This window comes from Pseudomonas sp. PGPR40, from assembly GCF_022014505.1.
GTDB lineage: Bacteria > Pseudomonadota > Gammaproteobacteria > Pseudomonadales > Pseudomonadaceae > Aquipseudomonas.
In genome coordinates this window covers 1-22,696 of sequence record NZ_JAKLSP010000039.1, presented here as the reverse complement: position 1 = coordinate 22,696, position 22,696 = coordinate 1, and the positions used below count along the sequence as shown (strand labels likewise).

Annotated in this window: 19 protein-coding genes and 1 pseudogene; 4 read left to right on the top strand and 16 right to left on the bottom strand. The window is 54.6% G+C overall.

Annotated features, from left to right (window positions below; translation table 11 throughout):
• Window positions 1-5 precede the first annotated feature (5 nt).
• Entirely contained in the window at window positions 6-1,355 is a 1,350-nt protein-coding gene (locus tag MEB48_RS26250) for an aminotransferase class I/II-fold pyridoxal phosphate-dependent enzyme (RefSeq protein WP_237886699.1), read from the top strand.
• Between the two features lie 231 nt (window positions 1,356-1,586).
• Here MEB48_RS26250 and MEB48_RS26245 read toward each other — a convergent pair whose 3' ends face one another.
• The 7 genes from MEB48_RS26245 to MEB48_RS26215 all read right to left on the bottom strand — a co-directional run bounded on the left by MEB48_RS26245 (window position 1,587) and on the right by MEB48_RS26215 (window position 9,923).
• Complete coding sequence (locus MEB48_RS26245) at window positions 1,587-2,045, bottom strand: REP-associated tyrosine transposase (protein WP_237886698.1); 459 nt, start codon at window positions 2,043-2,045, stop codon at window positions 1,587-1,589.
• 205 nt (window positions 2,046-2,250) lie between these two features.
• Window positions 2,251-3,639, bottom strand: a complete 1,389-nt coding sequence (locus MEB48_RS26240; protein WP_237886697.1) for a capsular polysaccharide export protein, LipB/KpsS family — start codon at window positions 3,637-3,639, stop codon at window positions 2,251-2,253.
• Between the two features lie 71 nt (window positions 3,640-3,710).
• Window positions 3,711-4,322, bottom strand: a complete 612-nt coding sequence (locus tag MEB48_RS26235; protein WP_237886696.1) for a GNAT family N-acetyltransferase — start codon at window positions 4,320-4,322, stop codon at window positions 3,711-3,713.
• Window positions 4,315-5,871 carry an LTA synthase family protein gene (locus MEB48_RS26230; RefSeq protein ID WP_237886695.1) on the bottom strand — a complete coding sequence of 519 codons (1,557 nt, stop codon included), beginning with the start codon at window positions 5,869-5,871 and terminating at the stop codon, window positions 4,315-4,317. Before MEB48_RS26230 ends, MEB48_RS26235 begins: the two co-directional genes overlap by 8 nt.
• A complete protein-coding gene (locus tag MEB48_RS26225; protein ID WP_237886694.1) occupies window positions 5,864-6,640 on the bottom strand; it encodes an SDR family NAD(P)-dependent oxidoreductase in 777 nt (258 codons plus the stop codon). The genes MEB48_RS26230 and MEB48_RS26225 overlap by 8 nt, the downstream gene beginning before the upstream one ends.
• Window positions 6,637-7,869, bottom strand: a complete 1,233-nt coding sequence (locus MEB48_RS26220) for a capsule biosynthesis protein (RefSeq protein ID WP_237886693.1) — start codon at window positions 7,867-7,869, stop codon at window positions 6,637-6,639. Before MEB48_RS26220 ends, MEB48_RS26225 begins: the two co-directional genes overlap by 4 nt.
• A 38-nt stretch (window positions 7,870-7,907) precedes the next feature.
• Window positions 7,908-9,923 carry a capsular polysaccharide biosynthesis protein gene (locus MEB48_RS26215; protein ID WP_237886692.1) on the bottom strand — a complete coding sequence of 672 codons (2,016 nt, stop codon included), beginning with the start codon at window positions 9,921-9,923 and terminating at the stop codon, window positions 7,908-7,910.
• A gap of 527 nt (window positions 9,924-10,450) precedes the next feature.
• On the opposite strand from MEB48_RS26215, the gene MEB48_RS26210 reads away from it, so the two are divergent.
• Complete coding sequence (locus MEB48_RS26210) at window positions 10,451-10,648, top strand: hypothetical protein (protein ID WP_237886691.1); 198 nt, start codon at window positions 10,451-10,453, stop codon at window positions 10,646-10,648.
• Window positions 10,649-10,926: 278 nt separating this feature from the next.
• Here the strand turns inward: MEB48_RS26210 and MEB48_RS26205 are convergent, their stop codons facing one another.
• A complete protein-coding gene (locus tag MEB48_RS26205) occupies window positions 10,927-11,982 on the bottom strand; it encodes a phosphotransferase family protein (RefSeq protein ID WP_237886690.1) in 1,056 nt (351 codons plus the stop codon).
• 267 nt (window positions 11,983-12,249) lie between these two features.
• On the opposite strand from MEB48_RS26205, the gene MEB48_RS26200 reads away from it, so the two are divergent.
• The gene (locus MEB48_RS26200) at window positions 12,250-13,185 is read left to right on the top strand and encodes a KpsF/GutQ family sugar-phosphate isomerase (protein WP_237886689.1); all 936 of its coding nucleotides are present in this window, start codon (window positions 12,250-12,252) and stop codon (window positions 13,183-13,185) included.
• Between the two features lie 146 nt (window positions 13,186-13,331).
• On the top strand, window positions 13,332-14,831 hold the full coding sequence (locus MEB48_RS26195) for a glycosyltransferase family 2 protein (RefSeq protein WP_237886688.1): 1,500 nt from the start codon (window positions 13,332-13,334) through the stop codon (window positions 14,829-14,831).
• A 172-nt stretch (window positions 14,832-15,003) separates the two neighbouring features.
• Here the strand turns inward: MEB48_RS26195 and MEB48_RS26190 are convergent, their stop codons facing one another.
• From MEB48_RS26190 to MEB48_RS29495, 8 genes and pseudogenes are all read right to left on the bottom strand, one after another.
• Window positions 15,004-16,602, bottom strand: coding sequence for a capsular biosynthesis protein (locus MEB48_RS26190; RefSeq protein WP_237886687.1), 1,599 nt, complete (start codon window positions 16,600-16,602; stop codon window positions 15,004-15,006).
• On the bottom strand, window positions 16,599-17,579 hold the full coding sequence (locus tag MEB48_RS26185; RefSeq protein ID WP_237886686.1) for a glycosyltransferase family 4 protein: 981 nt from the start codon (window positions 17,577-17,579) through the stop codon (window positions 16,599-16,601). Before MEB48_RS26185 ends, MEB48_RS26190 begins: the two co-directional genes overlap by 4 nt.
• Before the next feature lie 23 nt (window positions 17,580-17,602).
• The gene (locus tag MEB48_RS26180) at window positions 17,603-18,679 is read right to left on the bottom strand and encodes a polysaccharide biosynthesis/export family protein (protein WP_237886715.1); all 1,077 of its coding nucleotides are present in this window, start codon (window positions 18,677-18,679) and stop codon (window positions 17,603-17,605) included.
• A 40-nt stretch (window positions 18,680-18,719) separates the two neighbouring features.
• A complete protein-coding gene (locus MEB48_RS26175; protein WP_237886685.1) occupies window positions 18,720-19,826 on the bottom strand; it encodes an ABC transporter permease in 1,107 nt (368 codons plus the stop codon).
• Window positions 19,827-19,873: 47 nt separating this feature from the next.
• Window positions 19,874-20,452 (bottom strand): ABC transporter ATP-binding protein, encoded by a 579-nt coding sequence (locus MEB48_RS26170; RefSeq protein ID WP_237886684.1) that lies wholly within the window; start codon window positions 20,450-20,452, stop codon window positions 19,874-19,876.
• A gap of 88 nt (window positions 20,453-20,540) precedes the next feature.
• Window positions 20,541-21,335, bottom strand: a complete 795-nt coding sequence (locus tag MEB48_RS26165; RefSeq protein ID WP_237886683.1) for an ABC transporter permease — start codon at window positions 21,333-21,335, stop codon at window positions 20,541-20,543.
• A gap of 345 nt (window positions 21,336-21,680) precedes the next feature.
• Entirely contained in the window at window positions 21,681-22,472 is a 792-nt protein-coding gene (locus tag MEB48_RS26160) for a CPBP family intramembrane glutamic endopeptidase (RefSeq protein WP_237886682.1), read from the bottom strand.
• A gap of 117 nt (window positions 22,473-22,589) precedes the next feature.
• A pseudogene (locus MEB48_RS29495) lies at window positions 22,590-22,696 on the bottom strand (IS110 family transposase); the annotation flags it as partial.

Sequence of the window (22,696 nt, the reverse complement as noted above, 5' to 3'; positions counted from 1 at the left end):
GGCCCATGACCACTAAAACGACACCCGGGCTTGCCACTTCGATGAAGGACAAGCTGATTCAGCAGGCCCTGGAAAGGCGTATGCGCAAGATCGGCGATGGCGCCCCAAGCCCTTCGCTGAAGGACGTCAAAGGCACTCCGGGCGAGGGTTTCGCGCAATTTTGCCGATTCGATCTGCACCCTGGTTATCAGCAATTGCGCCTTATGCTCGACGGCGCCGCGCGCTTCGGCCTGACCAATCCGTTTTTCAAGTTGCACGAAGGCCTGGCGGGGGCAGAAACCGTCATGGGCGGTAGCCGCTACGTGAACTTCGCAAGCTACAACTACTTGGGCTACTCAGGTCACCCGGTTGTCGCTGAAGCCGCCAAAGCGGCCATTGATCGTTATGGGACCTCGGTTTCGGCCAGCCGTCCGGTGTCGGGGGATCGTCCGATCCATCGCGAACTGGAACAGGAACTGGCCCGGCTCTATGAGGTGGACGACGCTATTACCTTCGTCAGCGGTCATGCGACGAACGTGACCACCATCGGTTATCTGTTCGGTCCGCGGGATTTGATCCTGCATGACGAACTGATCCATAACAGCGTTCTCCAGGGGATCCAGTTGTCCGGTGCCCGGCGCCTCGGCTTTGCCCATAACGATTGGGAAGCGGTTGATCGGGTGCTGAGCGATCAGCGTCAGCATTTCGAGCGTGTGCTGGTGGTGATCGAAGGCATCTACAGCATGGATGGCGATTTCCCTGATTTGCCTCGTTTCGTCGAACTCAGGAACAAACACCAAGTGTTGCTGATGGTTGATGAAGCGCATTCGCTGGGCGTCATGGGGCAGACCGGCAAGGGCATTCGCGAGCATTTCGGTCTGGCCGGCAGTGACGTGGATATCTGGATGGGCACCTTGAGTAAAAGCCTGGCCAGTTGCGGTGGCTACATCGCCGGTGAGTCTGCGTTGGTCGAACACCTCAAGTTCCTGGCGCCGGGCTTTCTCTACAGCGTCGGCATGCCGGCACCGGTGGCTGCGGCAGCGTTGGCAGCCTTGCGTTGTCTACCCGAGGATGGCGAGCGCGTTGCCACCTTGCAGGCCCGTGGCAGGCAATTTCTCGAGTTGGCCAGGGACGCGGGGCTGGACACCGGCACCAGCACGGGGCTGGCGGTGGTGCCAATCATCACCGGCAGTTCGCTCAAGGCCACCCAGCTGTCCAGCGCATTGTCCCGTCGTGGCATCAACGCCCAACCGATTCTTCATCCGGCGGTACCCGAGAAATCGGCGCGTGTGCGATTTTTCATGTCATGCCTGCACACCCGGGAGCAAATCACCGAAACGGTCAACGCAGTGGCGCAGGAACTGCAAAAGCTGTAGGAACTGGCTTGCGCAAGAGCCGGCTTGTGTAGGAGCTGGCTTGCCAGCGAAGGCAGCCTCACGTCATGCACCGCCCATGAAAACGCCTTCGCCGGCAAGCCGGCTCCTACGGGGTCGGCGGTGTTCACAAAATGCCGGTATACCCACATTGGTGTAGGAGCTGGCTTGCCAGCGAATACGGCTTCACGTCATGCGGCGGAAATGAAAACGCCTTCGCCGGCAAGCCGATGCCTACAGCCATACGGCGTCCCACAACGGGTAATCATGTACGCGTCTGACCAAGCCTGCGCGCATTGGGTTGGCGATAATGTAGCGGGCCACCGTCAATAGACTTTCTTCGCGGCGGATGGCGCGGTCGTGGAAGCCTTTTTGCCAAAACTGGCCCGAACGACCCAGGCGGGCATTGATCTCTCTCGCACTGCGGGATTTTATCGCAAGCATCAACTCCGATAGCGTGTTGTTCTGGAGTTCGACCAGCCAGTGAAAATGGTCGGGCATCACTACCCAGGCCAGAGAATCAGCCCGTCCGTCCGTCCGGGCCTGACGAAATTGATCCACCACCAATCGTCCCACTCGCCAATCGCTGAAGACGGGTTCTCGCAGGTGGGTGACGGCAGTGAGCAGATAGATTTGTCCGGATTGGGAGTGACGCCCGGCGCGCAGGTGGTTGGCGTGGGAACGAATGGGCAATCCTTTGCCCTCCTGTTTAGAAAATAAGGGTAAGGCTAGTGCGCAGCTGATTTAATGCTGTAAAGATTTAGATCCGGATGTGTGTGGATCGGTGCCTTCGTCACGAATTCGGCATCGTTCCCGCTGTGTAGGAGCTGGCTTGCCAGCGAAGGCAGCCTCACGTCATGCACCGCCCATGAAAACGCCTTCGCCGGCAAGCCGGCTCCTACAGCATGCGATTGAGGTAGCGCTGTATTTGTCGATAGCGCGGGCAGTTGTCGAGCAGGCCTGTATTGGGTCGTGCGCTGTGTTCGAGTGCCTGTTGTTGGCTGCAGGGCATGCCCCGGACTTGCACCAGTGGGTGCTCGGTTCCGTCGTTGCGCTTCACGATCAAGCTGACCGTTGCGCTGCCCGGACGTATACGCCACAGCGGTACGCTGTGTGCTTCAGCCCGTGATGGCAAGTCGTGAGGTTCATGGGCGCTCCACACCAACAGCTTGCCGTTTTCGCGAGCCACTGTCGTCATCAGGTCGGCGTTGTCATGGGCGAACGTCACCCGGCCCCAACGGCTGTCGAGCAAGGTGCGGATCGCCGGTTGCCGGCGCCGAGGCACACCCAGCACGGTCAGCGCGCCGGCGAACAGGCTGTCCTGTTCCTTTTGTCGGGCCAGTTGCCGGGCGACGGTCAGCACGTCGCAGCGCTGATCGGTCAGCGGGTCGACATAGCGGCAGTAGCGAATGTAGGCGGCGGCCACCAGTTGCTCCAGCGTTGGCCGTGCCTGGCGCCGGGGGATCGGCATGCGGTCGTCGGTCAGTCCCCAGCCGGCGTAGAACGGCAACCCGAAACACGTCACCGGTACGCCCTGAATCAAGGCTTCGAGCCCGGCCTGGCTGGTGGCGATGTACACCCGCGCGGCCCGTCGAGCCAACGATGCCCAGGATACATGACGACTTTCCAGAGCCACGCCGCGCGCGGTTGCCGCTTCCAGCAGACAGCTTTTCTTGTGCCCGCTCAGGCAGTCTGGATGAATCCGCACACGAACATCGGCACCGGGGTTTTCTGCCAGCGCCGTATCGAGCATGCGAATGAAATCTGCCTCACACAGACCACCACCCGGAATCGAGAAGTCGCCCCAGGTTTGATCCACCACCAGGATCAGCGGCACCTTGCGCCCCAGTGAATCATCGTCACTGAGGTCGGGTGCATTGTTGTACTTGCCGATGCCGCTGCTGCGTATCAGCGCAATCAACTGCGCAGCCGTGGAGATTTCCCGGGTCGTCAGCCGTTGGGGTTGCTGGAGGATGTTTTCCAGCAATGACGGACGATCCGCCAGGTAGTGGATGCCGATCGGATCGACCACCATCGACATCGGTGTATCGCCCTCGACCCCGAGAGAGGAGGAGCGCAGAAAGCCGTCCTCCAGTGCGATGTAAGGAATGCCCCAGCGCTTGCACAACACCCGGGCATGGTCAGAGGAGCGCTTGTAGCCAATCCCGGAAATCGCCTTGAGCCCTTTGGGTTTATTCCGGCCTCGGCGCCATAGCCAGGCGGGTACACCTTCGGGGTCAAGAAACTCAGGGAGATGAAAAACCCGCCACATCACCCACTGGGACATGATTCCAATCCAGCCTGGACCGTCCACCAGTGATTCAACAGCGGGTACCGATCGATTCATCTCGTCGCAGCTCATGGGAGGGATGTCAGTGAGCGGCGCATGTTCATCACCGCTGGAAAGGGCAGCAGGCGGCCGAGCCAATTCACCGGTGTGGTTCGGACCCTGGTGAATCCCTGCTGCGTGTAGAGTCGCTGGGCACGTTGATTTTTCACCTGGACCTCAAGCTCCACCCGGTCATGGCCGGATTGCCGGGCCTGATTGAAAATCTCGCTCAGCAACGAAGTCGCGATGCCCTGATGGCGTGCTTGCCGGGTCACGCGCAAGCCATAGAGATAGAACCCGTAATACCATTCCCGGCATTCAGAAATGACAAACAGCAGATAGCGCAATCCGCCCCTCAGCCATCCGAATTCACGCACAAAAGGCCTGACACCTGGCGAGAAAGGCCCACGCCGATGGTGCTTGAAGGCGGCATAGCCCAGCGCGGCGCAATCGCGGTACGCAATCAGAATCCGGTCCCAGTTGATCGATTGGCCGAGCAGGCGATAACGGCAGTCTTCATCGCCGAGGATCAACGCCAGCGAGCCGCGTCCCGAGGTGATCATCCGCGCGATCGAGTCATCATGTTCCGGCAAGCTGGAACCGAGAACGATCCGTAGGGGGGCGGTGGCGGTTTCAGTCATGGATTGCCATCGAGGCCGCACTTTTGACGCAGGTCTCGCCTTGACTCATGTGCTCGGCGAAGGTCTTGGCCAGCCGTTCAACACCCATCGTCTTTGCGACATTGTGAGTGAGCGTCTTGTTGGACCAGATGAAATAGTCGGTATCGCCATCCGGCGTACCCAGCGCGGCATAAACATCCGGGAGAATCGGCACGTGGTCGCCAAAGAAACACAGCCCGGTCGGCGTCGGGCGGGCCAGCAGGTACTCGCGTAACCGGCCGAGCATCCGGTCGGCATTGCTCAAATGTCGCAGATAGGGCACCAGGTCACGCATGCCGTCGAGCAGCGGACGATCGAACCAGGTCGGCAACTCTGTTGCAGTAACGTTCTCCAGGTGCAGAGGCCCATGGTTCTCCATTGTCACGGCATGGATATACAAAGGCTGAGCGCGGGCGCTGTCACCGAGCAATTCGATGATCTTGTCCGCCACGGCACAATCGCCAATGTAAGGGCCGGCCTTTTGCCCGTCGTCGAAGCTTCGGATGTCGATGAACTCATCGAAACCCAGCGCCGGCAACACGCGATCCCGGCCGTAGAAACTGCCCGCGTAGGGGTGAATGCACACCGTGCGGTAACCCTTGCGTTTCATGTCGGCGGCGATGCTTGGCAGCCCTTGGCGGGCCAGATGGCGGTAGGGATTGAAACGATGCACGCCGAGCCTGTCGCCGGCAATGCCCGTGAGAAAGGCGAACTCGGTACGCACGGTATTGGCGCCCCAGGCAGCGACTTGCAAGCGACCATGGGCCAGCGCTTCTGCGCGCAGCACATCGTATTGGCTCAGCACCTGTTCGCGGATGCCGGGCCACAGCCTGCGGATATCGAAAAACGATTCGCTCTGCACCGAGATCATGTCAGGCAGGGCAGCGGCAGGCGGAGTGTGCGCCAGGCGCGGATCGATCGCGAAAGGCGAGTCGAGTTCGTCGAGGTGTACCTTGCGCCGGGCTGCACAAAAGTAGGTCCACAAACTGGCGGCCAAACCCCAGCGGGTCAAATCCAGGTTGGCGTCGTAGCTCGGTTGCAGCGGTTTCCAGCCACCGGCGATCAACAGCATCACCGCACTGGCAAGCACCGTTGCACCCACCGCTAGCGCATCAGTGGCAGCGGCTTCGAAATAGAGTCCGCAGGCCAGATAGGCGACAAAGGCCAGCGCCAGCGCAATCGTCTTGCCGATGCCAAAGAAGGGCAGGTACAGGCGTGGAAAGCGGATGGCATCACTGAAGTATTCAAAGTCTGCGCAGACGAAGGGTTCACGCAATGAGTGGTACTTGGCATTGCTCACCAAAACGATCAATAGCCACAGGGCCAGTACATTCACGGCGCTGAAATACGGGCGTCCGGTGATGCCATAAAGCAGGGCCACCGAGAACAACCAGGCCCCTGCGTGGAGCAGCCAGCTGCGCAACGGCCGGCGCAAGGGGGGCCTGGGAGTCAGCATCGTTTCGATGGCGCAGGAAAGCAAAAATCCGCCAAGGATGACCCAGCAGAACGTACTGTTCAGAAATTCAGGCACTGTAGTCCAGCCATCGCAAAATTACAGACGACATCCGTGGAGGAATTACCCCCAGGGCCCAGCATCCGAGGTTCAAGGGGAAGGGGAAACTGATGCGTGCCTGATCGGCTGCCAGGCCGCGACGTATCCGCTGTGCGGCTTTGTCCGGGTTCCAAAGCAGCGGTTTCGGCCCAGGCATTTCGACGCACATTTTCGACTCGACATAACCCGGCATGATCACGTTGATCCGCACGCCATCGGCGGCGACCAAATCGCGCATGGCTTCGCCATAAGCTTTCATCGCCGCTTTGCTGGCGCTGTAGCTGGGTGTGACAGGCAGCCCGCGCCAACCGGCAAGGGAACTGAACAGCGCGATCTGGCCGTGCTTTCGAGTACGCATGGCCGGCAACGCCGCTTGCACGGTCGCAATGGCCGCCATGACGTTCACTTCGATCAAGGCCTGGGACAGTTCCCAGACTTCATCTTCCGCGTTCGGGCCCGTGGCGGTATTGACCCCGGCACCGACGATGATCAGGTCCGGTTGCTCGGTTTCACTGATCTGGCTGATCCATTCGCGCACCGCAACCAGATCCTGGACGTCGAGCGCATGCAGGATCACCCGGGCGCCGGCAGCGCGGCATTGCTCGGCCAATTCTTCCAGGCGCTCGGTGCGTCGGCCTTGCAGGATCAGGGTCACGCCCGGTGCGGCATAGGCAGGCGCCAGCGCACCGCCGATGCCACCCGTGGCGCCGGTAATAAGAATGCAGCGTGGGTTTTTGTGCCGGCTCATAAGTACCGTTCAATCCTGGAGGTTTTTGCCATCAGCACTTCCAGCGAATTGTTTACGGCCATGTCGATGCCACAGCGCGTATAGAAGCCGCCATTGACCTGGGTGGTATGAATCACCGTGCTGCGAAAGCGCTGGAACAGCGTAGGGTCAGGCGGTTCTGGCATGCGCCAGAAGTCGTCGAGGCTGCCTTGGTGGGTCAAGCCCTTGAGTGCATAAATCGGATTGCTCAGGGCGATGGTCGGCACGTTGTGCATCAACGAAGAACCGCCCACGGTGCTGTTCACAGTGATCACTCCGGCGACGTGCGACAGCAGCGTCGGCATGTGACCGCTTTCCAGAAAGTCCACCCGATCGGCAATGCCGAATTTGCCGGCAATGCGCAGCGTGATGCGATGGTAGTTGACGATGCCCGGCGTCAGCGGATGGTTCTTGACGACCAGGCGCGCATCACTGGGCGCATGACGGGCAAACGAGGCCAGCACATGTTTCAACACGTCTTTCATGGTGTTGAACTGAGAGTGGTCGCGGATCTGTGCGTCACTGTCCAGTTGCAGGGGCAGCAGGAACGTCGGGTGACGGTTGCGTGCGACTTCACTGATGACCGATGAATCTCGTCCCTTGGCGCTCGCCAGACGAATGCCCTGGCGAATATAGCCGGCATATTCGACCGCTGCGTTGAACGGCGCGTGGGTCTTGTAGTGCGGGAAGCAGATTTTGTTCAGGGCGCCACCGACGTGATACATCACATCGTGGAAGGCCCGGGAGGTGAAAGACAGCTTGAACGAATCACCGTTGTGGTAGCGCGGAATGTACTTGCCGACTTCCCGATACCATTCCGGATCCCTCGGCAGTAACGAATGGTTATTTACCCCGTCACGTTCCAGCGTGACCCAGTAAGGCCGGAAGTACCCTTCTTCGAAAACATGCACCCGCACGCCCAAGCGTTTCGCCAGCGTAACGGCTGGCAAATGCACCGGGCGACAGTCGCCGAACAGCACCAGGTCGGTGATGCCGTTCGCCTTGAAGGTCTGGCTGTAGAAGTCCTCGAGCTGTTCGGATCGCGCCGAATAAAACACCCGCGAACCCGCGCCGTACAGGGTATCGCCCATATTGAAACTGACGGATTTGACCCACTGCCCTTCGGCACGCAAGGCTTGAACCAAGCGCGCAAAAAAGGGTGAGCTGACACCTTGCAGGAACAAAAAGGAGTTGCGCGGTTTGCTCGACACGGAGCGTCTTGCAATACCAGCGGGGGCCAACTGTTCTTTTACGATGTTCTCAAGGCGATAGGGAGCAACCGTTGAATCACTTCTTGCCATCTTGGCTTCTTTCCTTGAGCTGGTACTTCATGCCAGTTCTGCAGTTCCAATAGGGTTCGTTCAGGGGTGGTGAATTTTTGCGTGATGCGGCTTACATAAGTCGGGTAGTTGATCAGGGTGCCGGCCACCAGCTCGTCGAGACTCAAGCGTCTGGTGCGACGCGCCTGGACGTCCGGGTGCATGTCTTCATCCGTGGTCAAACCCCAGCCGGCGTAAAACGGCTGGCCATACGTGGTGACCGGAATCCCTCGCAGCAAGGCTTCGAAGCCGGATTGGGAAGTCAGTACATGAACCTCATCCACTTCCAGCAGCAATGAGTGGAAGGGCACATCACCCACCACCTCATTGCACCAGTGCGCCGTCTGCTCTTCGTCCTCGCCGCGCTGGCGTGTCCCGGCCATCACTTCCGGATGCGGTTTGTAGAGCAGCCAGGCCTGCGGATGGCGCTCGCGCACCGCTCGCAACAAATCGAGGTTGCGGCGGATGCGGTGAGCGCCGTACTGAATCGAGGCATCGGACTCAACCTGGCCCGGCACCAGAATGACCTTGCTCACGCCGGCGGGCCGCTTCCACTGTGTGCCGGGAAGGTTGTACTTGGTGACGCCGGCCGCGCAGATCGCTTCACGCAAGGCAGCTGCCCGATCCACCAGGGCAGGGCTGCAGGCGTCGTTTTGCAAGTTGTGTTCAAGGCGCGAAGGACGCGTGGCGTCGTAGTAGATGCCCAGATCGTCGAAGACCCAGGACAGCGGGCGCACTTTCTTTGCGCCAAGGCCGACCGAGCGCAGGAAGCCGTCTTCGACCCGGCCGATATGACAGTGGCTGTTCTTGATGGCCAATGCCGAATCGTGCATGCAGCCCCAGCTAACGACCGGGACGGTTGTCTCTGCGTGGCGACCGGCGAAACGGATGGATGAACCGTTGAAAAAATCCGCCACCAGCGGCCGCTTCCACTTGGAAAAACCAAACATCTGCAGGTTTTCCGGCAAGCGACTGCGCATCCGCCGTTGCAGGCCGAGCCAGGCCAGTACCACTTCGGGCTGGCAGGCCTGACCAGATTCCGGGTCCACATAACGCGGGTATTCAACCAGTGCCGCATGCAGCAATTGTTCAAGGCTGACCGGCTGACGACGCGACGGCGCAGGCCGTGCATCCCGGGTCAAACCCCAGCCGGCAAAAAACGGCATGCCGAACGTGTGCACCGGCTTTTCCCACAGCAGCGCTTCGAAGCCCAGTTGCGAAGTCATCACGTACACCGCCTGGACTTCGCTCAGTAACTCGGCGGGATGCACATTGCGGCTGATCACCTGGACTCGCGGCCGTTTGCCCAGCGCGGCAAGATCAAAGTGGCCCTGCTTGCGACCCGCCACCACATCCGGATGGACCTTCACCACCACCGTGCTGTGAGGATGCTCATCGAGTGCAGCCTGGAGCATGCGCTCGAAATCAGCATCACCGGCACCCTGAAGTGAGGCATCGCCCTTGGTCTGGTCAGCGACCAAGACGCAAGGTTGCGGTAACTCGCAATGTTCGATACGGGCGTTGTTGTACTTGGACACGCGCTCTTGCCGCCAGCTCGCCTGCAGGGCCCGGGCTCTAAGAATCTGAGACTCACTCAAGGTTGTCGGGATCAACACTTCCAGGCGCGATGGCGCGTCGGCATCGTGATAAATGCCCAGGTCATCGACGACCAGCGACAGCGGCGGTTCATCCGCGCCAAGGCCCACCGAACGCAAAAAACCATCCTCTACCGACAGCACTGGCAGACCGGCTTTTTGGGCTTCCCGTTGGGCGAGCAGTGCGCTTGGTTTGCGTCCCCATGCCAGCAACACATCGGCTTGCGCGATGTCACGAGTCGAACCCGACAACAATCGGTAGTCGGGCAACAGGGCGGGCAGGGTAGTGACTTGCTGAACACCTTTGGACAGAGCCAACAGGCACGGGCGATTCAGGAGGCTATTGTCCATAAAAAAACGGCGGGTATCCGTAGGTGACGCACTCGATGGCGAGACGCGTGAAAATCCAGAAGCGCCTCAGGCAACGCTCTTCCATAGGTGGCGCGGATGATAATACAAAGCTGACAATTTATAACGATAAAAGAAGGAAAGTTTCCTACAAATAGGGGGGGCGTGCCGGGTTTGATGGTGTGTATATCCGTTGCTGCGGTAACGGCCGCTGGCGGTTTCGCTTTTACAGCGAGTCACTTTCGAAAAGCGCGAAAGTAACCAAAGCGCTTCTGCCCCTTTCGTTCGGTGCCTCGCCCAGGCTCGGCATGCCCTCGCTCCGGTCCTGCTCCGTGGGCCCGCCGCGATCGGCCATCCATGGCCGTGCGCGGCTAACCCGGCATCCATGCCGGGTTGCCCACTACGCAGAACCTGCGCTCGGCCTCTCGATGGGGCGGTGCCTCAAGATCAAGAGCTGCAGGCGAGCTAACGCTCGGCCTGTTGAGTGGTGAGAAGCGAAAGCAGTGCGCCGCCCCCTGTAGGAGCGAGGCTTGCCCGCGAAGCTGTCGATCTTGCCGTTGCCGTTGCCGTTGCCGTTGCCGTTGCCGTTGCCGTTGCCGTTGCCGTTGCCGGTTGCCGGTTGCCGTTGCCGTTGCCGGTTGCCGGTTGCCGTTGCCGTTGCCGTTGCTTTGGCTTTTGATCTTGATCTGTCGCCCCTTTCCCAGAGGCCGAACGCAGGCGTTGCGTAGGGGGCACCGCGGCAGGGATGCCGCGGTAGCTGCCCCCGGCCATGGATGGCCGATGGCAGCGGGCCCCCGGAGCAATGCCGGAGTGAGGGCATGCCGAGCCTAAGCGAGGCACCGAATGGCGGGGCAAAAGCGCTTTGGTTACTTTCGCGCTTTTCGAAAGTGACCCGCCGTCAGGGCGGAACCCTAAGCAGCCGTTACCGCAGAAATGGATATGTACTCCAACACCAAGCACCAAGCACCGGCAGTGAATCTCTGTAACTCGATAGATGTGTAGACACCTATGCAGGAAGAGGAAGCGCCAACAGGTAGTCATACTTCTCACGCAAGGACGTCATCTTCTCTTTTTCCCGGTACTCGGCAATCGTCTCCGGCCGCAAGCAGTGCCACAGCGAATTCAGCAGAAAAATATAATTGAGGTTGAGCATTGCGCTCTGCCGATCGAATCGTTCATCCAGCGCTTCGGCATAGGCCTGCAAAAACTCATCTCGCACCTTGATAAAGCCCGGTAAATCATTGCGCCGAAAGATCGCGCTCAGATACGCGCCGCCATCGAAACCGATACGCCCCACCTTGACCTCGCTCCAGTCGATCAACTGCAGCCCCTCGGGGGAGAGGAAGAGATTCTTGCGCAAATAGTCCATATGGCAAAAACAGCGCTGGCTGTTCCTGGCCGTTGTGGCCGCTCGGCGCAGCATCGGGCTCAAGGCGTGCATCTGGTCAGTCAGACCGCTGAATCGCTCATCCAGTTTGGCCAGGTTTTCCAAGGCAGGTAAAAAGCGCTGGTAATTGAAGCGTGACCGCAGCAGATACCAGGGGCGAAAAAAATCCATCGTCCAGAACCTGCGAGCCTGCCACCGCGAAGTCCATTGCACGTGTCGGCTGGACAAGGTTTCGATTTCGGCTATTCCCCGGGCCACATTCACGGCAATCGCCGCCATTCGCGGTGCCCGTCCTTGAACGTAGTCGGTAAAAATCAGGCTTTCCCAAGGCGTTTCGATAACGCCCAGGCACGTGGGATGCTTGAAGTGAACACTGTCGGCCAGCACATCCCGCTCACGATAGAAACGCGACTCCAGGCTGGTGATGAACCCGATTTTACGAATCGATTTTTCGACCACGTCCAGTGTTTCACCGGTGCCGAGTTCGGTCAGACGGTGATGGCGCACGTAATTGACGAACGAAGCGTTGGACGCCAAATCAGTCGTGGTAATGCTGAATCCGTCCGCCCGATAGGCCGGCAAAAGAAAACTCAAGCGTTTTTCCAGGGCGGCATGGCTTAACCAGAACGCATGCCTGCCGCTGACTGATAGTTCGGTATTCGATTCGCTGCTCATGCGTTCCAACTGTAAACAACCATCCGGTTTCTGGCCTGACACACACACGTGAAGGGCGCAGCGTACTTGCTGACTCTTTATAACAGTCGCTCAGAAGGGGCGCGATAGTACGGATTCCGACCGGCCATTGCCATGTTCGCGGCCCGACGCCAAGGAAAATGGCGTTTTTTTCCGGGAGGTCATCAGAATGATGGCAATGTTAGTTTTCGTCAGCCTATTGAGTCGTTAACATACGCGCCACTTAAATCAAGGAACGATCGTTTCCCCATGAATCACCTTCCCATCGCCAAAGATGCACTCTGCGCCCAGGCGCAAGCCATCAGCCAACTCGCAGAACGTCTGGATGGCGAGTTCCAGCGCGCCGTAGAACTCATCCTCGGTTGCAAGGGCCGCGCGGCGGTCTGCGGCATGGGCAAATCCGGGCTGATCGGCCAGAAAATGGTCGCCACCTTCGCCTCCACCGGCACCCCGAGCCTGTTCCTGCATCCGGCCGAAGCCTTCCACGGCGACCTCGGCATGCTCAAGCCGATCGACGTACTGATCCTGATTTCCTACAGCGGCGAAACCGAAGAAGTCATCAAGCTGATCCCGAGCCTCAAATCCTTCGGCAACAAAATCATCGCCATGACCGGCAACGGCCAATCGACCCTGGCCAAACACGCCGACATCTGGCTCGACATCTCCGTTGACCGCGAAGTCTGCCCGAACAACCTGGCACCGACCACCTCGACCCTCGCCACCATGGCCATGGGCGACGCACTGGCCGTGGCACTGATCGCCGCGCTGGACTTCAAACCGATGGACTTCGCCCGCTACCACCCCGGCGGCAGCCTCGGCCGCAAACTGCTGACCCGCGTCAGCGACGTCATGCACACCAACATCCCCAAAGTCACCCGCGACACCTCATTCCACGACTGCCTGCTGGTCATGACCTCCAGCCGCCTCGGCCTCGCCCTGGTGATGGAACAAGACAAACTGATCGGCATCGTCACCGACGGCGACCTGCGCCGCGCGTTGCTGGACAACCCGGGGGTTGTGAATGAACACGTGGCGACTTTCTTGACGCCGAATCCGCATACGGTCAAGGCGTCTGCTCAGTTGTCGGAGGCCGAGGCTTATATGCTGGATCACAAGATTCGGGCATTGCCGGTGACGGCGGATGAGGGGGATGAGGTTGTGGGGGTTGTGGAGATTTTTGATTAGGGTTTTGGTTTGGATAACTAGGGATATCCAGTGATGACGACGAGGTGCTGTCGATCTCGCTTCCCTTTGCTGCTGGTTTTTGAATATTAAGTGATTTTGGCATTATCCTATTACAATCAAAAAATTAACTTTGGGTGAGAGTGATTATGACGGCTATAGATGTTTCGCAGACCAATATTAAATACTCAATAGTTATCCCTACATTTAATCGGAGTGATATAACAAGAAGTTCTGTGTATTCGATATTGAATCTTGTTAAGTCGCGTAAGCAGAACGATTTTGAAATAATTATTGTCAATGATGGTTCGACTGATGACACCCAAAGTTATTTTGAGCGCGCTTCAAAAGAGAACGAATGTATTCGCTTGATTAATACGGATAAATTGAATTCTGAATATAGAAATCCCGGGTTTGCAAGAAACGCAGGGGTCATGGCGGCGAAAGGTCGGCGCGTCTGCTTTTGTGATGGAGATATAATTCATCTGTCTGATCCGCTTGGTGAGATGGATAAGCTATTGAGCAAGCATGGGGATGATGTATACGTCACAGGTATTCATTATAGGCTTTTCGATAATCGACTTGACGGTCCGAGAGGCGTAAATAGTGATATGCCTCATGGTTCTTGGTTGTCAGTAGAGCGAAAAGTGCTATTGGAGATCGGCGGTTATGATCAGCGATTCAAAAAATATGGTAATGAAGATCAGGATATAGTTCAAAGGTTAAGGCGGCGAGGGTTGAAGCATGTAGTGGGTGCCAATATCATAGCTATCCATCCGAGATTTGATGCGGAGAGGTCGGTTAGTAGCTTTGATCAAGTAGCAAAAGATATACAAATTGAATTTCAGCGGGATATTTCTGTACAAAGAAACATTGGCCAGCGTTGGGGGGGGTTTAGCGAGGCTGATCCTCGTCAAGATCAGGTCGGTGTTACTCCTTCAGCTGTTCAGGCAAGTCCTGTAGGTAGTAAATCCAGTGAGTTAGGCACTGCGCAGCTAAATTCCACGCTGACATCTCTGTCAGAAAGCTTGATGATGTTGGCTGAAAATAAAAAGAGCACTGATAAAATACTCAACTTGGTAAACAATATTCACCGCGGATATGTTTCAGTTGAGAGTGCTCCTTTTGAAAGAAAAAAACATAAGGCCGGCAGGAAAGAAGTCTTTGACTTAATGGCGTTTGGCGAATCTCAGATCGTGGCGACGGATCACAAACCTTCGCTTGCGGAATTTAATGGCGTTGCCCTTGCAGATGCGTTAGAGCTCTCATGTGATGTTGTAATTCTTTCTGAGTTGCATAGACAGCGGAACGTAGGCTCCTACTTGGATCGAGCTCTAAGCTTGCTTAAGACAGGTGGTGTTTGTATTGTTTTTTGTCCTGCATATTCGAATAATGTAGGGTCAGGAAATACAAGTTCACTTTGGAATGCTGGCTATCTTTTATATAATTTGATCCTTGCGGGCTTTGATTGTAAGAGTTCCAAGGTGTCCACTTTTGAAAATGAAATTCAATTGACTGCTTATAAAAGCAATAGGGTTAGTAAGGGAGGGGCAATTGGGGATCTGTCGGATTTCTTTCCGATGGAGGTCTATCAACACTTTAATGGAAATATAAAGGAATTGAATTGGTTTAAGGATAGTGTGAAGTAATTTTTCTTGTGTTGTCTTTGTGCACAGGCCCTGGCTGTGTTTAGGGCCTGTGTCGACGTAGGGGCTTTATTGCGAAGTTCTTTCCTGTTTGTATTTCGTAAAATTCAAAAGCTGCTACTAAGTAATAGAGGCCTCGCAAGGAGGCACCTATTTGCCCGACTTGGCTGAGCTTTTATGAGTTGGCCCAAAAGAAGTGATGCAGCCAACGAATTTTTGTATTTTTGGAGTCTAAAAAAAACTTCTTCGGGGTCTTTAGGAATTTTGCCAACTTTTTCTTGGTTTTTGATTTAGTTGGTTTTTCTGGTGTTGGGTCGATTGCGTTTGATTGGTTTTTTGATGGCTGAATCGGCTTAGTAGTTTGAGTTTGGCTCACTTGCTTGGCAGGCACTGTTACTGCTTTTTCTACCGGATTATTGGTGAGTGCTATATGTGGAGTAATTTGAAAAATGGTTTTTAATATGACTTTCCCAGACGGGAAGGCGGATACTAATGAAAACTGCAATGCCTTTGTTATGAATTCTTCAAAAAGACGATACTGTTCAAGTCCCAATTTTTTTGGGATTACATCATTGTTCAAGTCGCAAACAAATTCATGTAAAGATTCTGGCGTGTAGTCGGAAGTAAAGCCTTTGCTTCCATAAAATGCATCCGCGAACTGAATAGGTTGGAATCCCTCAAAGGCAGCCTCGAGGAGTGCTTGAGAGTTCAGGCCCATAACATAGTCAGTCTGTTCAAATACTGATTTTATATTGTAGTCTTCGAGAAGCAAAAGACGATTTTCGCATCCATAAGAGTGTTTATTGACCGAAAAATGATTCTTCAGCGCATTTAAAGTGAAAGGGATTTGAATGTTTTTCTTTTTTCTTTCCCATGGATGAGCTTTAAATACGATGTTGAAATCTGTTTCTTGTATTATTTTTTCTATTGCTTCTTTATAAAAGGCTAGTGTGTTAAGTCCAATGCCTTTGTATTCAAGGACCGAGAAGTCATTTAAAACTTGACCAACTATGAGCAGTGTCGGGTTATTGTTAGTAAAAAGTTTTTTTGAGTTTTCCGGTGGTTGTGTAACGTTCTTGTTCTTTGCTGCTAGGATTTTATTAATTGCTTTATTTCGACTGCGATCTCTTTCGGTAGGTGACTCTCCGGCGCCCAGTGAGCGATAGTAAGCCATAAATTTAAGATCGGAGTTATTTGCAATTGGTTCGTATTTTTCCTCTATATAGTTATCGCTTCCAGTAAAGAAGCTTTCAAGTACGAAGGCGCGCGGTGCCCTATTCTTTAGTAGTTCAAGAAGTGTTCTTGCGTAGATCAGGCTTCCCGAAAAAACTAAAATAAATTTAGGGTTGTGTTGTTTGATTATAGGCGACCAATAGTTAATCCATTGAATGGCGGAAGCCATATTCCATAGTAGGGCTTCTCGGTCCTTTTCCAAGATTAGATCAAACAGGTCTCTTGTGTTTGAAGGTAGAGCATTGTCGTTGAAATCGGTTTTGGTTATCAGTAGCGATAGTGTCTCTGCTCTTGCTGCCTTGAAAATATTAACTTCAAGTATAGATAGCTCATATAACTCGTTAGAAGATAGAGTTTGTAGATAGGTGTACTCTTCAAGTAACGAGTCTTTCTTGGATGAGTAGTCGCCAAAGAGGCTCAGCCATTCTTGGCGCTCTTCGTTGAGAATTACAGTGCTTTTTGATTCGTTAAGGTACTCGTAAAGACTTCCGAAATTTTTTACATTGATATGTAAGGGGTCGGCAATAAAAAATTTGCTCATGCGAATGACTCTAATATTTTACTGATTGAGGCTTGGCTTCTCTTAAGTACATCCAAATGTTGTTTCATGTTGAGATTGATTGAGTCTTGCCAAGTGATAAGGTTTGAACTTGGATATTGGCATGATTCAACGAGTTTTTTATATCTTGGGCTGTTTGGGGTCGCCAAATCGTTAAGCATCATCGCATCTGCGTTAGGATCCATCTTTAGATAGATTCCGTGCTTCTCATGCTCGATAAGGTCGGGGACCATTCCAATAGGGTTTGCTAAAACCGGCACTCCCATTGCGGCAGCTTCAGGGATGTTAGCCGGCCCTCCTTCAAAGTTACTCGTCATTAGTAGCGCGTTGACACCTCGATAGGCATCTATGAGCGTTGGGTAGGGTAGTCGTTCATAGACTTCTGCATCGAATCCCAGTTTGCGAAGTACTCTACCTTCCTCTGATCTGCCCTCACCAATCAATAAGAATTCAATATTATCTGAGTTAAGTCGTTTTGCTAGCTCATAAAGATAAGCTTCGCCCTTAACTTTTCTAGCGTAGCGTTTTGATACTATGGCTACGGTAAACTTATTTCGTTTATTTTGGTCGAGATTTTTTGCGTGATCGATTAAATGGTGGTTGTAACCATGTGGTATTACACAGGTGTTGTGGATCTCATGCTCTGCAAGTTTTTTTTGTTGTAGGGTGTTCAGGCAAATTATTAAGTCCGCCTCTTTGTAACGATCAATAAAGGCTTGCAGAGATAACCAGCCATCCGGATCACTCAGGTCGTGATGTACGGTGACTACGCACGGGTTGATTAAATGCTCTTCCAAGTGTGGCCGATGATAATGTCTGACATGGGCGCCTAGAATCGGCTTTTCACTAGGGATGTGCTTGGCATATTGTTCGGTATATCGAGAGAAATAAGAGAAAATGTCCTCGAAAATCCCGCTGCGAACGTTATTTGATGTTACGTGATTAACTATGATAGTCATCGTTTTGCCTGTGTTTAAATATTTTAGCGTTGAAGACTATCTATAGTTCTACCGAGAACCAAAGTTTGCACGATAGGTGAAATGATTTTTTGCCATTCATAGACTGCAGCATTGGTCACATAAATTGTATCGTCTGGCTTCAATACAACTTGCCGGGCATAAAAAATCGCGGCAGGGTCACGCATATCAATGCGCATGACGAGTGGCTTGGCCGGTTGTGACGAGGTGGCATCACTCATGCGAAATACGAATACGCCGCGTGGGTTGGCGTTGGCTTCCTTCAACCCACCTACTGAGCCCAAGGCATCCAGCAGGCTTGAGTTTTGCGAAGGTAGGTCATGCAGACCAGGCTCACCCACGGCGCCCATTGCTACGAAGCGCTGACGGGCTCGTTCCAGAATCACTTCCGAATTCGGCTTCAGAACGAAGTTATTGCCGGCTAGTACCTCTTCATAGTTGAGGGTGGTGACCTCGCTACCATTGCGCACGGTTACATTGGTCAGATGGGGCTCCATAACCGGGCCACCGCCCTGGTTGATGGCATCGAGCAGCGTCAGCGGGCCTTGCAGGGTAGAGAAGCGCCCCGGTGCTTTCACCGCGCCCGCGACCAGCACGGAACCTGAGAGATCACCGACCAGATCGACATGCGCCTGAACGTCCGAGGTGACACCTTTCAGTTTTTGCCGAATCATGTCTTCGACCTGGATCAGGGTCATGCCCGCGACGAACTGATGGCCAACGTAGGGCAGGGAGATCATTCCCTGAGAGTCGATACGCACTTTCAGCTGAGTGCCTCCCGCAGACAGGGGGGCGAACAGTGCAGCGCCTTCCGGTGCGTTGTCGGTGATCAGTACGTTGATCACGTCACCGCTCATCAGGCGTACGGCCGACGCAGCCGGGCTGGTGATCGTTGCAGTCGGGGGCTTGGTGGCCGGGCGCATGAAGGGGGCGATGGTGTTGGCGTTGATGTCCACCAGATCATAAGTGGTGTTCTTGCTTTCAATATCGTCCTTGTACGGACCTGCACCCGACAGCGTGTTGCTGCAGCCGGACAGGATCAGAGTCGCCAGCATCAAACCCGTAACTGCGCTGTTTCGCATGCTCAAGTTCAGGGGGCGAAGGGGCAGGCCAGAAATGGATTTAATCACGATGATCCTCGATCGATGCAATTAGGAAGCGAGAAATGCCATACATCAGAAGCAGGGCCAAGAAAATGGTCGCTAGGTTGTACAGGCGCTCTGGATAAAGGGCAATTTGCGGTGTGTTTGGACTGATAACGGTAACCAGCGTGCGGATTTTTTTGCTAGCTTCGATGCGTGCGTTGTCCAGCGCAGCGACCGCGGTTTTGTAAGTTTCTTGGGCAATACCAGCGTCGAGTGTCAGCTGCTGGAAGCGCGAGGCTACAACGTTGAGTTGAGCTCCGTCGGGAGCTGAAACAAGAAGGCGTTTCTCTGCGTTTAGTTGTTCGCTAATAGCGTTCACGCGTTGCTGCTGCTGTTTGACTTGAGGCGAATCTGGGCGAAGTTTGTAGAGCATTTGGGTGAGAACTGCGCGCTCTTTAGAATGTTCGCCTTCCAAGCTGTCAATGATGCTAGCGCGACCCTGGGCTGAGCTTTTGCCGTCGAGCACCTTATTTCGATTCTGGAAGCGCAGCAATTCCTCCTTGCGATTGGAGTAGTTATTTCTTGCGCCTTCCAGTTCTCCTTGTGCAAAGCGCATCTGTTCGCGAGCGATGCTGTGAGAGACTTCGTTCACGAAGTGTTCACTTACCTCAAGGATTGTTTTAACCATTTTTTCGGCCAGTTCAGGGTTGAAAGCTTGCACTTCAACTTTTAGCAAACCGGTGGTTTCGTCGTAATGAGCCGAAACCATGCGCTGATAGTAGCTAAGAAGGTCTTCGCGCGGTGTGTCTGCTACCAACCAGAAGAACGGGTCGTTGCGTTGCTGAGTGTATTGCTCGACCCAATGCAGGCGTTCTTCAAGTGCCTGCATCATTTCCATCGAAACAATGTATTCGCGTAGGTAGAGGGTTTCTTGCCGGGAAGCAGAATTACTTCCACTCAGCAGAATACCCAAGCCGGGCAATTGTGCACCCGGATTACTCCCCTCTTGGCGCACTACTACTTGGGCGGAACTTACAAAACGGTCAACAGCAAAGAAACTGTAGTAGACGACGGCCAACGCCATTGGAATTACTATCAACAGCAAAATAAGACGCCAGCCCTTGTATTTACCCGTACTACTCATATGCGCACGTATCCTTGAGATGAAACAGTTTCGCCAGCTAAGGGCGATTAATTGTTGTAGGCCTTGATGCCTTCCGCGACATCGTCATAGATCTGCACTCCGCCATTGTGCACCAGCAGCACGATGTCGCAGAGCTTTTGGATGTCACCCATGGAGTGTGAGATAAGCACCACTTTGGATTTCTGCAGTTTTTCCTCAAAAACGTCAGAGCATTTACGTTTGAAGTGTGCGTCACCAACCGACATGACCTCGTCGATTAAGTAGTAATCGAAGTCGAATGCCATGCTCAACCCGAAGGCCACACGTGAACGCATACCTGAGGAGTAGGTCTTAACCGGCTCGTCGATCCAATTGCCTATTTCCGCAAACTCTTCTACGAAGGCAACTTTTTGGCGCATTGCGTCGCCTACAGCACCATACACCCGGCTGACAAACTTGATGTTTTCGCGGCCGGTCATGCTGCCCTGAAATCCACCGGCCAGCCCTACGGGCCAGGAGATACTTTTGTCGGTAGCAACGGTGCCTGAGTCGGGTACGTCGGCCCCCCCCAACAGTCGCATTAATGTCGACTTACCCGCTCCATTGCGACCTATCAGGCCTATATTTTTTTCCGGCGGAATCTTCAACGACAGATCTCGGAAAACATACCGACGGCCTTTGGGAGTGAGATATGACTTGGTGAGATTTCTGAGCTCGAACACGGGAAGCCTGTGGTTAGCCGTTCTTGGTAGAGATCAAATGCAGTCGACGAACCCGGTAGGTACCGAGAGAGACGAACAGCAAAACTAGGGTGGCGCTGATTACGTATTTAACTGAGATGCCGTCGACGGGAACGTAGTACGGGAATATCTCCGAACGTATCAGTTCCAGAAGGTGCAGGAAGGGGTTGAGAAGAAGCAACGGTAGCATTGCTTGCGGCAGGTAGGCCGCTGGTATGAGTACGCCGGAAATGAAGTACAGGGGAAAGAACATCATTTGAATAAACAGCTTGCTGTCAGGCAATGCGTGAGCGATCAGCGCCAGTAGGACCCCTAGACTAAAGGAAAACAGTAATCCTAATAGAATTGTTAACACCCATTCGATGGGTGCCTTGATCGACATATCGAAGCCATACCAAGCGAAGGCAAACACCAGAATGACATAGACGCTCGACGAAATACTGAACTCGACCAATACCCGGGCGATAAATGTATCGAGAGGTTTAATCTGTTTATAACCAAACAGTGAGCGGTTTTCCTTGGGGCTGTTCATCAGGCGCAAGGCTGTATTTCGAAATAGAAGGAAGGGGGCAAGTCCCACCAATACAAACACTGGAAAGTCGATGCCCGCTATCGTCCGACCCCGAATCAGGCTGAATAACACACTCAGGATTAGTAAGTGGCATATAGGCTCTAGCAAAATCCACATTGCGCCCATGCGTCGCTCACCGATACGCGCACGAGCTTCACGGAGTACAAGAGCAAAAATGACGGATTTTTTGATTTGGAGGGGGGAGCGAGGCTTCAGCATGATTTACCGCACAGCACAACAGCGCGATAAACGCGCTGCTTGAATTCATTTTCAGAGGACTGTCTGTCGAAGTAGCACAGACGGCTTCCGTTCGTGGGGCGCGAGGTTAAACGGTGGCGGAGACAGTAGTCAAGCCGATTGGTTCCCTTGCAGTGTCCGACAAAAAATAACAGTTAGAGCCGACGGATTGGGCGTCAAGAAAGCGATTTTTCCAAGTGTTTACGGGGTGTTGCCACGGGCAGTGTCAAAATAACGTGGGCTATCGAAGTACTGAATTACCAAAGCGAAAATCGTGCCACGGAGCAGGAACACCGGATTCGGCTCTGGTTTTTAGCCGATGGTGAGTTACCCGGCCAACATCGGATACGTGAACAACCCGAAGTGCAGCAGGTTCAAGCCAAAATGGGTGGCGATGGCCGCGCCCAAGCCACCGAAACGATAGGCCAGGCCATAGCCGACACCGGCCAGGCTTGCCAGCAAAACCCATTGCCAGCCAGCCCCCAGGTGAGCGAGGCCGAACAGTAACGAGGCGAGCAACAGTGCGAGGTTTTCGCCATGGGGCAAGTGTTTGAAGTGCCGACTCAGACCGCCCTGGATATAGCCGCGAAACAACGCTTCCTCCACCAGTGTCACCAGCAATAGGTTGTTCAGCACCCATAGCCAGGCCTGATCGGGCCACTTCGGTGCCCAACTGATCAGGCCCAACAACAGCGCGCCACCCAAGGCCAGCACGGTGCTCACGGTCAAGCCGAGGGCGGTGGCATAAACCGACAGTCGCAGGGAACGCCGGCCGACAATCCACGGGCAGGCCAGCAACAGCCAGAAGCCGATCAGCGGTTTGTCCTGATTCAGGTACATGGCAAATGAGACAGCATCGTCGGTGAAACGCTGGGGATTGATGGCGCGACCGTTGTAGAAACCGGGAAGCCAGTGCACTGCCAGCGCCACCGTCAGAACGATGAACAAGCCGTGGCCGAGGTAGCGGCCGATGGGAATCTGTTGTTGGCGAACGGCGAAACCGGCAACCAGCAGCAATGCGAAAGAGAGGGTGGCGAGCCAGCCGAGATGGCCGTAGAGCAGCGCCATGCTGTAGCCGAGGGAGAGAAGTGCCAGATAGGTCCATGGCAGAGCAAACATGTGAAGTCCTTGTGTCAGAGTCTGCAGTCGGCCTCGGTCCCCTTGATCTGACCCCGAAACCAGAATTGGTGTCCAACTTTTGGGGTGCAGATCACCTTGTAGATACTCTGTTCACGGTCAAGCTTTCGCGAGATGTTTTTCGCTGAAAAGCTTGGCCGTATCAAATTCCTCTCCAGAACGCATGCACGCCCATAACCCGGTCAGGTATTTACGCATCACCGCTC

Coding starts and splice junctions, on each gene's coding strand:
- MEB48_RS26250 (WP_237886699.1), top strand. CDS start 6: ATGACCACTAAAACGACACCCGGGCTTGCCACTTCGATGAAGGACAAG.
- MEB48_RS26240 (WP_237886697.1), bottom strand. CDS start 3,639: ATGTCCCAGTGGGTGATGTGGCGGGTTTTTCATCTCCCTGAGTTTCTT.
- MEB48_RS26235 (WP_237886696.1), bottom strand. CDS start 4,322: ATGACTGAAACCGCCACCGCCCCCCTACGGATCGTTCTCGGTTCCAGC.
- MEB48_RS26225 (WP_237886694.1), bottom strand. CDS start 6,640: ATGAGCCGGCACAAAAACCCACGCTGCATTCTTATTACCGGCGCCACG.
- MEB48_RS26215 (WP_237886692.1), bottom strand. CDS start 9,923: ATGGACAATAGCCTCCTGAATCGCCCGTGCCTGTTGGCTCTGTCCAAA.
- MEB48_RS26205 (WP_237886690.1), bottom strand. CDS start 11,982: ATGAGCAGCGAATCGAATACCGAACTATCAGTCAGCGGCAGGCATGCG.
- MEB48_RS26200 (WP_237886689.1), top strand. CDS start 12,250: ATGAATCACCTTCCCATCGCCAAAGATGCACTCTGCGCCCAGGCGCAA.
- MEB48_RS26195 (WP_237886688.1), top strand. CDS start 13,332: ATGACGGCTATAGATGTTTCGCAGACCAATATTAAATACTCAATAGTT.
- MEB48_RS26190 (WP_237886687.1), bottom strand. CDS start 16,602: ATGAGCAAATTTTTTATTGCCGACCCCTTACATATCAATGTAAAAAAT.
- MEB48_RS26185 (WP_237886686.1), bottom strand. CDS start 17,579: ATGACTATCATAGTTAATCACGTAACATCAAATAACGTTCGCAGCGGG.
- MEB48_RS26180 (WP_237886715.1), bottom strand. CDS start 18,679: ATGCGAAACAGCGCAGTTACGGGTTTGATGCTGGCGACTCTGATCCTG.
- MEB48_RS26175 (WP_237886685.1), bottom strand. CDS start 19,826: ATGAGTAGTACGGGTAAATACAAGGGCTGGCGTCTTATTTTGCTGTTG.
- MEB48_RS26165 (WP_237886683.1), bottom strand. CDS start 21,335: ATGCTGAAGCCTCGCTCCCCCCTCCAAATCAAAAAATCCGTCATTTTT.
- MEB48_RS26160 (WP_237886682.1), bottom strand. CDS start 22,472: ATGTTTGCTCTGCCATGGACCTATCTGGCACTTCTCTCCCTCGGCTAC.